14 protein-coding genes are annotated in these 12,530 nt (G+C 39.8%); 12 read left to right on the forward strand and 2 right to left on the reverse strand.

Annotated features, from left to right (window positions below):
* Positions 1 to 7: 7 nt before the first annotated feature.
* The 4 genes from F994_RS12915 to fghA all read left to right on the forward strand — a co-directional run bounded on the left by F994_RS12915 (position 8) and on the right by fghA (position 4,028).
* Positions 8 to 829 (forward strand): undecaprenyl-diphosphate phosphatase, encoded by an 822-nt coding sequence (locus tag F994_RS12915; RefSeq protein WP_004650967.1) that lies wholly within the window; start codon positions 8 to 10, stop codon positions 827 to 829.
* Positions 829 to 1,635, forward strand: coding sequence for a class I SAM-dependent methyltransferase (locus F994_RS12920; RefSeq protein WP_004650968.1), 807 nt, complete (start codon positions 829 to 831; stop codon positions 1,633 to 1,635). The genes F994_RS12915 and F994_RS12920 overlap by 1 nt, the downstream gene beginning before the upstream one ends.
* Before the next feature lie 122 nt (positions 1,636 to 1,757).
* On the forward strand, positions 1,758 to 3,173 hold the full coding sequence (locus F994_RS12925) for a C13 family peptidase (protein WP_004650969.1): 1,416 nt from the start codon (positions 1,758 to 1,760) through the stop codon (positions 3,171 to 3,173).
* Positions 3,174 to 3,191: 18 nt separating this feature from the next.
* Positions 3,192 to 4,028 (forward strand): S-formylglutathione hydrolase, encoded by an 837-nt coding sequence (gene fghA, locus F994_RS12930; protein WP_004650970.1) that lies wholly within the window; start codon positions 3,192 to 3,194, stop codon positions 4,026 to 4,028.
* A gap of 113 nt (positions 4,029 to 4,141) precedes the next feature.
* On the opposite strand, the gene F994_RS12935 is transcribed toward fghA, so the two are convergent.
* A complete protein-coding gene (locus tag F994_RS12935) occupies positions 4,142 to 4,417 on the reverse strand; it encodes a DUF2218 domain-containing protein (protein WP_004650971.1) in 276 nt (91 codons plus the stop codon).
* 189 nt (positions 4,418 to 4,606) lie between these two features.
* Between F994_RS12935 and rpe the strand changes: the two genes are divergently transcribed.
* The 7 genes from rpe (at position 4,607) to F994_RS12970 (ending at position 10,797) form a co-directional block, all read left to right on the forward strand.
* A complete protein-coding gene (rpe, locus tag F994_RS12940) occupies positions 4,607 to 5,293 on the forward strand; it encodes a ribulose-phosphate 3-epimerase (protein ID WP_004650972.1) in 687 nt (228 codons plus the stop codon).
* 389 nt (positions 5,294 to 5,682) lie between these two features.
* Positions 5,683 to 6,138, forward strand: coding sequence for a hypothetical protein (locus F994_RS12945; RefSeq protein ID WP_004650973.1), 456 nt, complete (start codon positions 5,683 to 5,685; stop codon positions 6,136 to 6,138).
* A gap of 45 nt (positions 6,139 to 6,183) precedes the next feature.
* Complete coding sequence (locus F994_RS12950; protein WP_004650974.1) at positions 6,184 to 8,103, forward strand: copper resistance system multicopper oxidase; 1,920 nt, start codon at positions 6,184 to 6,186, stop codon at positions 8,101 to 8,103.
* On the forward strand, positions 8,090 to 9,046 hold the full coding sequence (locus F994_RS12955; RefSeq protein ID WP_004650975.1) for a copper resistance protein B: 957 nt from the start codon (positions 8,090 to 8,092) through the stop codon (positions 9,044 to 9,046). Before F994_RS12950 ends, F994_RS12955 begins: the two co-directional genes overlap by 14 nt.
* A gap of 217 nt (positions 9,047 to 9,263) precedes the next feature.
* Positions 9,264 to 9,581: a quaternary ammonium compound efflux SMR transporter SugE gene (gene sugE, locus F994_RS12960; RefSeq protein WP_004650977.1), complete on the forward strand. Its 318-nt coding sequence runs from the start codon at positions 9,264 to 9,266 to the stop codon at positions 9,579 to 9,581.
* Positions 9,582 to 9,616: 35 nt separating this feature from the next.
* On the forward strand, positions 9,617 to 10,096 hold the full coding sequence (locus F994_RS12965; RefSeq protein WP_004650978.1) for a methylated-DNA--[protein]-cysteine S-methyltransferase: 480 nt from the start codon (positions 9,617 to 9,619) through the stop codon (positions 10,094 to 10,096).
* A 47-nt stretch (positions 10,097 to 10,143) separates the two neighbouring features.
* Entirely contained in the window at positions 10,144 to 10,797 is a 654-nt protein-coding gene (locus F994_RS12970) for a nuclease-related domain-containing protein (protein ID WP_004650979.1), read from the forward strand.
* Positions 10,798 to 10,868: 71 nt separating this feature from the next.
* Here F994_RS12970 and F994_RS12975 read toward each other — a convergent pair whose 3' ends face one another.
* A complete protein-coding gene (locus F994_RS12975; protein ID WP_034697204.1) occupies positions 10,869 to 11,807 on the reverse strand; it encodes a tRNA dihydrouridine synthase in 939 nt (312 codons plus the stop codon).
* 239 nt (positions 11,808 to 12,046) lie between these two features.
* Here F994_RS12975 and F994_RS12980 point away from each other — a divergent pair, with 239 nt between their 5' ends.
* Entirely contained in the window at positions 12,047 to 12,418 is a 372-nt protein-coding gene (locus F994_RS12980; protein ID WP_004650981.1) for a hypothetical protein, read from the forward strand.
* The last annotated feature ends 112 nt before the right edge of the window (positions 12,419 to 12,530 follow it).

Raw genomic sequence — 12,530 nt, forward strand, 5'->3', positions numbered from 1 at the left:
GTTAGATATGGATCTTTTATTATTATTTAAAGCGGCCATAATGGGCTTGGTCGAGGGGATTACTGAGTTTTTACCGATTTCCAGTACTGGGCATTTAATCTTAGCAGGTCAACTTTTAGATTTCTGGACGATTGAAAAAAGAGAAATGTTTGCAGTTGCAGTACAGATTGGTGCAATTGCGGCTGTTATTTACGAGTATTGGGGCAAACTTTGGGGCGCTTTAATCGGTGGTCTAAAAGGTCAAGAACAAGGTCGCCGTTTAAGTCTTAACTTAATTATTGCTTCAATTCCAATCGTGATTGTTGGCTTAACGTTTGGCGATATCATTAAGGCTTACTTATTTAATGCGATTACCGTCGCAATTGCGTTAATTGTGGGTGGTTTTATTATTTTGTGGGCCGAACGCCGTCCGCATAGCATTAAAACTCAAGAAGTCGATGATTTAACGTATAAACAAGCGACTTTAATTGGTTTGATTCAATGTTTAGCCTTATTTCCAGGGACTTCGCGTTCAGGCTCAACCATTATTGGGTCTTTATTTTTAGGTGTATCACGTAAAGCCGCAGCAGAATTTTCCTTCTTTTTGGGTATTCCTGTATTAATGGGTGCTGGTTTACTCGATATGTACAAAATGCGTGCTGATTTGCATAGTAATGATATGGCTGTTCTAGCTGTGGGTATTATTGTGGCATTTATTTCTGCACTTATCGTGATTCGTGCATTAATCCGCTATGTATCGAAACATGATTTCACTGCATTTGCGTACTATCGTATAGGCTTTGGTTTGTTTATTTTGGTCACTTGGTGGACAGGTTGGGTTTCTTGGTAATGCATTTGTTTACAGAACCTCAGTTTCAAGCGCAAGCACAGCATTATAAGACTGTGCTTGCGTCACGAGGCGTAGAAATACACATTGAACAAATTGAAAAACTCAATGCTCGCTTTTTACGTTTTCATCCAGAATTGGCGTTGTGTGTAGATGAATTGGGTCTTTGGCTGTGTGCCAATGGCATGAAGATGCAACCCGATTGGAAAGCTGAAGTTCCACGGCTAAAACGAGCTTCACTCAAATCTGAAATGATTGCACGGGCATGTAATTTAGGCGAAAAACCTAAATTGATCGATGCTACAGCAGGCTTGGGTCATGATAGTTTACTGATGGCACATTTAGGTGCTGAAGTCACTTTACTTGAACGACATCCTATTTTATTTACCTTGCTTGAAGACAGTAAAAACAATGCTGAACATGATCCTTTTTTAAGTTTGGTCGTGGCACGGATTGATTTGATTTTTTCTGATTCTGCTGACTATTTAATGCAACAAGCAGAACAGCATCATACGGTAGATGTGGTTTATCTGGATCCAATGTTTCCGCAACGTGATCAAAATCAGCAAGCCATTAAAAAACAAGCTCAAGTCAAAAAACAGATGCAATTGTTACATATGTTATTACCTGAAGATGGTGAAATGGATTTGGGTGATAATTTATTGATTTTGGCACAAAAACTGGCAAAACGCGTGGTGGTAAAGCGTCCACGTCTGGCGGTCTATTTGGCAAATCAAGAACCCAATCATCAATGGCAAGGTGATGCTTGTCGTTTTGATGCTTACTTTCAGTCTCATCTGATAGAGTAGATGGGTAATTGCTTCAATATTGTGCATTAATCTGTTATATAGTTAAAAACAGCATTGATAAAACTCCCATCAAGCATACACTTAGATTGTAAATCAGCGAGCTATAGCCAACCCGAAATCCTATGATCGACTTCAAACCCTCCATCAATTTTTGGCATGATTTTAAAAGTAACCAAACTGCAGGGATGTGGCTTTTTTTGGGGTCGCGCCGGTCTTTACAGATCGTTCGCCCCTCAATTTTGCAATTGATTTTTTGGGGGATTTTAGGCGGCAGTGCCAACAGTCTGTTTAGTTGGTTAAGTTCTGGTGAAGTCGGGGATTTCAATCCTCAGGGTTTGATTAGTTATGCGTTATGGCCTTTTATTGCCTTAATCGTTGGGATTTTCCTGTCACAACGGATTAATAACCCACGTTTAATGCTCGTGCCAGCATTGTTGTGGTTGGTACTCGACACGCATATCGCCTTATTACAAAGTTTCATTCAGTATTTAGGCTATATCGATGTATTGCCTTATATTTTCTATGACTATTTACCCACGATTTTCATGGTGTTGTTTGTTTGGCAAAGTTTGGCCGTGGTTTGGGTATTCTCGCGTGAATTAAAGTGGCCGTGGTGGGAGCGGGCACTGATTGTTGCTGCAACCTTGTTTACCCTTGTGGTTTGGCAAATGTCCGTTAAAAGCCAACCGATTTGGAAAGTCGAAGAAGCACCGCCGACGTTTGCTGAAGATGCCTTTTATGCTCAAAATCAGGTACTGACTAAATCTTTGGAAGCCGTTCAGTATGGTGAGTTTGCACAATCTCATTGGTATTTTTTAGGCGTGGCAGGTGCAGGCTATCAAGACGTGTTTAAGTCGGAAGTTGAACGCATTAAGGAACAGTTTGACACCCGTTTTGGAACTTTTGGGCGTTCACTGGTATTAATTAATAATCCGACAACACGGACTAAAATCCCTATCGCTTCACGCACCAGTATGGACTTGGCGCTGCGTAGAATTGGACAGCAAATGAACCGAGAAAGTGATGTATTATTTTTATACATGACCTCGCATGGTTTGCCGAATCAGTTTGAAATGGAAAATGCCCCAATCGATTTAAATGATGTTGATCCGAAATGGTTAAAAGAGACTTTAGATAAGGCTGGGATTCGCTGGCGTGTGATTGTGATTTCTGCATGTTATTCAGGAAGTTTTGTGCCTGCATTACAAGATGATAATACCTTGATTATTACTGCATCTGCCGCAGATCGTGCCTCTTTTGGTTGTTCAAATGAAGCGGATTATACGTATTTTGGACGTGCTTTTTTTGATCAGGCGATGCGCGAGCAGACTTCTGTCAGTGCCGCATTTGAACAAGCGAAAGCTACGGTGGCGCAGTGGGAGTCGGCTCAAGGTTTTGAAGCGTCTGAACCGCAATGGTCGATTGGTAAGAACATGGAATTTATGTTGCCACAATTGGAACAACGCTTATTTCCAGTTGTAAGCAAGACGGATACAAAAACAGTAGAAACACCTCAATTAAGTGTTCAAACCCAATAAAAGAAAGGAAATACGCACATGGAATTAATTCAACATAATCGATGCTTTGATGGCGAACAGCGCATTTATGCTTTTAATTCTAAAGTGCTTAATGGTGAAGGAAGATTCGGTATTTTTTTGCCACCGCAAGCGTTACTTGGACAAGCCTGTCCGACACTTTTTTATTTGGCAGGTTTAACCTGTACAGAAGACACTTTTGCCATTAAAGCCCATGCTCAACGCTTAGCCGCACAGTTGGGCTTTATTTTGATTAGTCCGGATACCTCACCAAGAGGTGAACATGTTGCGCAAGGTGATTCTTGGGATTTGGGTCAAGGGGCAGGATTTTATATCAATGCAAGCCAAGCGCCGTGGGCTGAACATTATCAAATGGAAAGTTTTATTGTTGATGAACTTTATGAGTTATTAAGCCATAATTTTCCAATTCAAGCGCATAAAATCGGCATCTTTGGGCATTCCATGGGCGGTCATGGTGCCTTGACGCTCGCATTGAAATATCCAGAAAAATTTAAATCGGTTTCTGCCTTTGCACCGATTTGTGCCCCAAGCCAATGCTCATGGGGGGGAAAAGCATTTTCTCATTATTTGGGTGCAGATCAAGCGGAATGGAAAAAACATGATGCGAGTGCTTTAGTTCTAGAAAAAGGTGCTTTATTTAAAGAGATTTTGATTGATCAAGGACGGCAAGATCAATTTTATGCACAATTGAATCCGGCATTATTTCAACAGGCTTGTGCGCAAGTGGGGCAGCATTTAACTTTGCGTGAACATGCAGGCTATGACCACGGTTATTATTTTATTCAAAGTTTTATCGATGAGCATTTACAGTTTCATGCAGTGCAACTTGACGCATAATTTTAAGCTGATATCTAACGCCGTTTAAATGGGCTGAAAATAAAGCTCTTAAACGTTAGAAAAAAGCGTTTAATTCTAAGAATAAAGGGAGAATATAATTCTCCCTTTTTGATTTATTGATGTTGCCATGTCGCAGTAAATTCTTGTTGAGCCATACGGCTTAAATGATCTAAAACCACTTGCTCTAAACGACTGAGGTCTTCGAGCGTGCTGTCAATGGAGACCAATAGCGCATCGGGCTGTGGTATCAGTTGAATGGTCGCATCGGGCATAAAAATAGTGAAATTAGCTTCAGTTTCAGCCACTTCAAATTTATGTTTCCAATGATTGAGTAAACGCTTGGCAATGCGAGCGGCTTCAGCCGTGCTGATTTGAGTATGGCTTTTCATTTGTATTTACCTTGTGATGGTCTGTCAAAGTAACAGATCCAGAAAATTGCTACAGTAAAAAAATAGAACACAATATTGCATATTTAGAACGCTGAATAAATCGAATCGCATCAGGATTGAATCACAGTATTCGGGTTCAATTTGTTATAATGTGAAAAATCAATTTGCATACATAGCCAGGTTTTCCTCATGTCCAAGCCCTATTTAATTGCACCATCAATTTTATCTGCTGATTTTGCTCGCTTAGGTGAAGAAGTCGACAATGTCCTTCTTGCAGGTGCAGATGTTGTGCATTTTGATGTGATGGATAACCATTATGTACCGAATCTGACTTTTGGTGCAGGTATCTGTAAGGCATTGAAAAAATATGGTATTCAAGCACCAATTGATGTGCATCTTATGGTTTCACCGGTCGATCGCATGATTGGTGATTTTCTGGATGCGGGTGCAGACATTATCACTTTCCACCCAGAAGCAACCCACCATATTGACCGCTCTTTGCAGTTGATTAAAGCAGGTGGTGCAAAAGCAGGTTTGGTTTTTAATCCTGCGACACCATTGCACTATCTTGATTATGTTTTGGATAAAGTCGATCAAGTGTTATTGATGAGCGTAAACCCTGGCTTTGGTGGTCAAAAATTCATTCCAATGACTTTAGATAAACTTCGTCAAGCACGTAAAATGATCGATGCCTCAGGTCGCGATATTCGCCTTGAAGTCGATGGTGGTGTTACACCTGCAAATATCCGTGAAATTGCAGAAGCCGGTGCTGATATGTTTGTTGCAGGTTCAGCTATTTTTGGTCAACCTGATTATAAAGTTGTGATTGATGAAATGCGTTCTGAACTGGCAAAAGTGGGTGCTGTGAATATTTAATGAGTTGCGATAAATTGCAGCCATACTGTTGATAGTATTGTGGATAAATGTATGGATATCTATGTAGATAACTATATGGATAACTTGCTTATTTTATAACCGATTAGCGATCAATAGGTTAATAATTAGACATTAAATGTATAAAAAGGACTCAATTGGGTCCTTTTTTACGTTGTTAAAGTACTGCTGGATATGATTGTTTATTAATCTTTACTTGGGAATAAGGCTGTTTAAAAAATAACTTTATGGTTTTAATGTGCATCAAATAGAGTGTGATGTATTATTGAGTGTAAATTTAAAAAATTGTGTATCACGGTATTGTTGGTTATGCTGTGATATAGAACTGGACAATCTCTGAATATTGATCTTTGGCTTAAAAGGAAGCATCTGTGCTGACTCAATTACGCAAACAGGCTTGGTTTGTGTTCCTGATGACTTTTGTGATCGGGTGGAGTAGTGCTGTCTTGGCTTCAGTCAAACCTATGCATCAGCAAATGATGACTGAGTTGAGTGTTCAACAGAGTCACAGCGCAGAAATGTTGGCAATGTCGAATTGTCATGAGGCACAGACTTCACCAGCATCGGTAAAACACGATTCTTCATCGCATGTTCAAATACAGGTTGATCAAGATTGTCATCCTTCAATCAAGGATCAAATGCAGCATGCAAGTTGTAATGATTGCGCGCAGTTGCATTGTCAGAGTTTAAGTACTTGGTTAGATCTACAAACGGTAAAATTATTCCGTGCAGAAGAAATCCAACAGCGACAACAACTCAATTTTGATTATTTGGCCCAGCATTTAAACGGTTTCTGGCAGCAAATTTTACGTCCTCCTAAAGCTTAATCTCGATTTAAAAAACATTTTCATTTTTAAATTACAGGTTAAGTCATGTCTATTCAATTAAGTCAAAGCCTCCTTGTCGGTGTCTGTCTATTTTCATCATCTTGGGTATATGCCGCAGTTAAAGAATATCATCTGAATATTGATGAACAGATGGTCAATATTACAGGCAAGCCATTAAAGCGTATTACCGTGAATGGTCAATTTCCTGCCCCCTTGTTAGAGTTTGAAGAAGGCGATGAAGCCGTTATTCATGTGCATAACAAGCTAAAAAATCAAGATTCTTCTATTCACTGGCACGGTTTATTACTGCCCGGTTTAATGGATGGTGTACCCGGTTTTAACCAATTTAAAGGGATCAAGCCGCAAAGCGATTTTACCTATCGTTTTAAAGTGCGTCAGAACGGCACTTATTGGTATCACGCCCATTCAAAAGGACAGGAACAGGATGGTCTGTATGGTACTTTGGTGATTTATCCGAAAGATAAAAAGCCCGTTGCAACACATGAACAAACTGATCGTGATTATGTGGTGATGCTGTCCGATTTTCATGAATCGAGCAGCGATCAGATTATGAAAAATCTGAAAAAATCAGCAGAGTACTATCAAAACGAGCGCGAAACCGTAGCCGATGTTTTAAAGCAGGTGAAACGCGATGGTTTAAAAAGCACATGGCAGGATCGTTCCATGTGGAATCAAATGCGTATGTTGAAAACGGATTTGTCTGATGTGACCGGCTATACCTTTCTAATGAACGGTAAAACACCTGAACAAAACTGGACAGGTCTGTTTAAATCGAATGAAAAAGTTCGACTGCGTTTTGTGAATGCTTCCGCGATGTCATTTTATGATGTCACTATTCCAAATTTAAAAATGACCGTGGTGAGTGCCGATGGCCAGCCGGTTAAACCCGTTGTGGTTGATGAGTTTCGTATAGGAACTGCGGAAACTTATGATGTTGTGGTGGAGCCAAAGGCCGATCATTATCAAATTGAAGCAGAGTCGATTGACCGCAGTGGATTTGCAATTGGCACATTACAGAATGAAGAAAGCGCACTGACACATGCGATTCATCTGCCCAAGGCACGTCCACGTGCCTTACTAACGATGGAAGATATGGGCCATGGTTCTTCGGGTGATCATGGCAAGATGGATCATAGCCAAATGAATCAAGAAAAAATGGATCACTCCATGATGAAACATGATTCTGCGCTAATGGATCATTCGAAAATGGACCATAGTCAGATGAATCATGAAAAAACGGATCATTCCATGATGAAACATGAGCCTGCGCTAATGGATCATACGAAAATGAACTATGCCGAAGTTACTGATCACTCACAACACCAAGCCAAGTCTGATTCTAAGCCACAGCAGCAGATGGATCATTCAGCACATGCAGCAGCGAAACCAACAGTGGATGATCAGGGACAACCAGTCTATGGCTGGGCCAATGCTTCCACACCCGCAGGTCATAAAGCACTGCAATACAGTGACTTAAAATCTTTAACTCCGCAAAAAGATACCCGTCCAGCAGAACGAGAACTTGAGGTTCGTTTGGGTGGCACGATGGAGCGTTATATTTGGACCATCAATGGTAAGAAATTCACTGAAGTAGAACCTTTGCAGGTGAAATATGGTGAACGCATCCGTTTGAAATTTATCAATGACAGTATGATGGCGCATCCGATGCATTTACATGGCATGTTTATGCAGTTGGAAAATGGGCAAAGTAGCAGTGATATGCCGAACAAACATACCCTGATTGTGCCACCGGGTAAAACCGTGACTGCGTTGTTAACCGCGGATGAGCTAGGCGAGTGGGCAATCCATTGTCATCTGCTTTACCACATGTCATCAGGCATGATGAGCAAAATGATTGTGGCGAATGTAGATGGAAATCAAGCAGCAACGACACCTTCTAGCCCAAGTCCAGCACAGCAAGGAGACACACATGCGCAGCATTAATTTATTTGCGATGAGCACACTGAGTGCATCATTACTGGTGTTGAGCGGACAGAGTTTTGCTCACGAAGACCATCATTCCATGTCGATGTCTGAACCGCAGACTCAGCCCGTAGAAGACATCCCGATGGATCATTCGCAGCATCAAAAAATGTCCACAGCACCTCAAGTTGTTGTTGAGGAAAAATCAGTGCAACCTGTCCAACAGGTGCATTCAAATTTAGATGATTTGGATCAGGATCATAAATTGGATCATCAGTTCGATCATAAAGTTGATCATGCAGCGCATTTAAAAGAACACGGTGGACAGATTTATCAACAGACAACACTGGAAAGTAAATGGTTGCGTAATGACAATGCTCAGGGGGCTTTAAAGTCAAAACTTGAGACCCGAATCGGGACGGATGAAAATAAAATTTTTATCAAAGTGCATGCCGATAAAGCCGAATCACAGCAAACTGAATATGATGCCAAACTGTTGTATAGCCGAAATGTTGCTGATTTTTGGGATGTACAGGCAGGTATCCGTTATCGACTTGATCCAAATCGTGAAATTGATCAAGATCAAGTCGATGCCGTATTGGGTCTTCATGGCATGGTAGCGTATTTTTTTGAAACCGATGCTTATGTATATATTGGGCAAGACCGTCAAGTTTCGTTTAATTTAGAAACTGAACGTGATCTGTTGCTCACGCAAAAACTGATTATTCAGCCTTATTTGGATATGAATATCGTGTTGAGTGATGATTCCAATTATGCCAAAAAGACCGGTTTAAACTCAGTACAGCTGGGTTTGGAAACACGTTATGAAATCAATAAAAAGGTCATGCCTTTTATGGATGTGGCATATGGGTATAACAAAGGCGTTCAAGAAACGGCTTGGCAGAAATCATCGTCTTCTGAAAATGCATGGGTCTATGGTGCAGGGATTCGTTTTAAATTTTAGATAAGTTTTTGGGATCAAGAAAATACGATTGGTCAATGCCAGTCGTATTTTTTAACATAAGCAGTTAAGTCAAAAGATGTAAAAATTGTCCCAATTTAAACTCATCATTTATATAATGATCCATTGTAGGAGGAACGACCTCCCTTGGCATCTTTTTTATTTAGCCAAGACAATTCGTCAGGACGACCTGACTCTAATGAACTGGAGCATAGTCGTCATGGCTTGGATTTTACTGATATTCGCGGGACTTTTTGAAATTGTGTGGGCCTATGCCATGAAACTTTCGGAAGGTTTCACACGTCTCACACCCAGTATTATTACCATCGTTTTTATGATTTTGAGTTTTGCTTTGCTGGCTTATGCAATGCGGACTTTACCGCTCGGCACTGCATACACTATTTGGACAGGCATTGGTGCAGTCGGTTCATTTCTGGTCGGAATTTTTATTTTGGGTGAGCCTGCATCTGCCATGCGTATGTTAGCTGCTGTTTTGATTATTGCTGGATTAGTGTTGATGAAACTGTCATCATCATAAAATCTGGATCATTTATTTCGCCGTAGGAGAAGACAATGAAACTCGCTTTTATGGAAATGCCTTCTCCAGTCGGTATTTTAAAATTAGTGGCAACAGAAAACGCCTTGGTTGCCGTGCTTTGGGAAAATGAAAATCCAAAACGTGTCCGCCTAGCAGAATTGATCGAACAAGTGAATCATCCTATTTTGTTAGAAACACAAAAGCAATTGCGTGAATATTTTGCTGGAACAAGGCAGCAATTTGATTTGCCTTTAGATTTTGAAGGGACTGTGTTTCAAAAGAAAGTGTGGCAAGCTTTACTGGGTATTCCTTTTGGTGAAACTCGAAGTTATCGTGATATTGCTGAGCAAGTGGGAAATATTAAAGCGGTACGTGCTGTGGGTGCAGCCAACGGAAAAAATCCAATTTCAATTATTGCACCGTGCCATCGTGTGGTGGGGGTAAATGGAAAATTGGTCGGCTTTGCCGGTGGTTTAAATAACAAAGAAATTTTACTTGGTTTAGAAAAACAATAATTTAAACAAAATGTTATGCTTCTGTATAAAAGTTAATAAGCTATAAAATGATGGAAACAATATTCGGTCAGTTATTTTCAACCTTTTGGTGGATAATTCTTATTACTGTTGGGCTAGGTATTTTCAAAGCCTTCAAGCCTGTTTTGAAAGGAAAATTTGGCGAGTTTGCTGTAAGCATCCATGCAAAGAAATACTTAACCGAAGATTATATTTTGCTCAACAATTGTACTTTGCCCGATGAACAATCCGGAACTACACAAATTGATCATATTTTACTGAGTCCGTATGGTATTTTTATTATCGAAACCAAGAATTATAAAGGCTGGATTTTTGGTGGTGAACGTCAGAAAATGTGGACACAAAAAATCTTTAAAAACAGTTATAAATTTCAAAACCCACTGCATCAAAACTATAAACATCAAAAGGTTTTAGAAGTGGTGCTGAGTGATATGGTTGCCGCTGAATATTTACATTCTGTGATTGTCTTTATGCCCGATTGCGAATTTAAAACAGCCATGCCTGTGAATGTGTTTAGAGGAAAGACGTGGACTGAATATGTCAAAGGTTTTAAAGATGAGGTGATTCCAGCAATGAAATTGAAACGGATTCAGCTGCGGATTGAAAAAGAAATTTTGGAAAAATCTTGGAAAACCGACCGCTTACATGTCGCTAATCTGCAACAACGCAACGGAAAAAATTGATTGTTGAAGCATTCATCTAGCCTATTCTGAAATCTTTAAATAGGCTTTAAATGATGGCGTCTAGGACTATGTTATTTAGTTGAAGTACTTTGAAGCTTGTTAATAATTTCATTTAGTTGCTTGATACGTTTGACTTCATTCCACAGTATTTTTGCTTCAGGATAATGCTTAGACATCATGCCAAGCCATTGTTTATAGCGTCCCACCATATTAATTTCTTTTTTATAGGGGCCGTGTAAGAAACGAATTTGTAGGGCTAAAAGTTCATCCCAAGTGATGAGCGGTTCATCTAAATTTTGGCGGATACATTGGGTTAAATCAGGGGTGGTGACTGCACCACGACCAATCATTAAATCTTCACAACCTGACTCTAAACGGCATTGTTTGGCATCGCTATTGGTCCAAATTTCACCATTGGCAATCACATTAATTTTAAGTGCTTCACGAATCGGGCTTAATTGATCCCAAAATGCAGGGGGCGTATAACCTTCGGCTTTGGTCCGAGCATGTACGGTGACCCAAGCGGCACCTGCATCTTCAATGGCATGTGCATTTTCTAAAGTAAAGTTTCTGTCCATATAGCCTAAACGCATTTTTGCAGAGACTGGAATATGGCTAGGGATAGCATCCCGAACGGCTTTGACCAGTTGATGCACCACTTCAGGCTCATCTAACAGCACGGAACCACCGCGGTGGCGGTTGACTGTTTTGGCAGGGCAACCAAAGTTCATGTCGATGGCAGGTGCGCCAAGTGCGACAGCACGGACTGCATTGGCTGCCAGCATTTCAGGATCATTACCTAAAAATTGTACATGTACGGGAGTGCCTGCTGCAGTTTTACCTTCAGTCAATAATTCAGGACAATAACTATGATAAACATGGTCTGGTAAGACCGAATTGGTGACACGAATAAACTCAGTGACACACCAGTCAAAGCTGCCGATATGCGTTAGTACATCACGCATAATAGGATCGGTTAAGCCTTCCATGGGTGCAAGAATGAGTTTCACAGCGGTGTCACCAGTCAAATTGAAAAACGGTGTTATACGTTTTTTTAGTGGGGATGTCTAGAAAAAGGTCTTTGAAATATTATAGAGTGGTAGGGGCTTGAGTACTTATATTTCGTATAAGAGTTTTATGCTAAATAAAGTAGATGTCTTAGAATCAATATTTACTTTTTATATTTTTTGTATATAAATAAACTACAGATAAAACATTAAAATTTATTGAATATTTTGGGGAAATAAAAATGCATGAACATAAAGTCTACATCTATGTTTTAGACCAGCAATATCATCCAAAACAAGAACAAAAAGATAAAGCCGTATCTTTTTTTGAGCTAATCGTACCAGAAGCAGAACATTTTCCTTGTGGTTGGGATAATGCTTCTATCACACTTGAGAATGGTTCAAATGTTGAAAGTCCTTTTGCATTAACTGCAGGCTTTTTATCTGGCTCTAATAAATATTGGCTAATTGATGAAGATGAAAGTGCAGAAGATGCTGATGAAGATGATTATGATGAATTAGATTTTGGAACTGAACTCAGACCTAAGGTAATGGAAGAATTAGAAAATATTTTAGGAGCAAAGCTAGCTTTAACTTGGGAATGGAATGATTAATTAATTCTCATAAAATTAACATAATAGAGCTTATACGAAATGCACTGCATAAGTTATTTGAAATCAATAAATTGTTGATAAACTAAAAAGCCCAGTTTATATAAACTGGGCT

The sequence above is a fragment of the Acinetobacter bohemicus ANC 3994 genome (genome assembly GCF_000367925.1).
Lineage (GTDB): Bacteria > Pseudomonadota > Gammaproteobacteria > Pseudomonadales > Moraxellaceae > Acinetobacter > Acinetobacter bohemicus.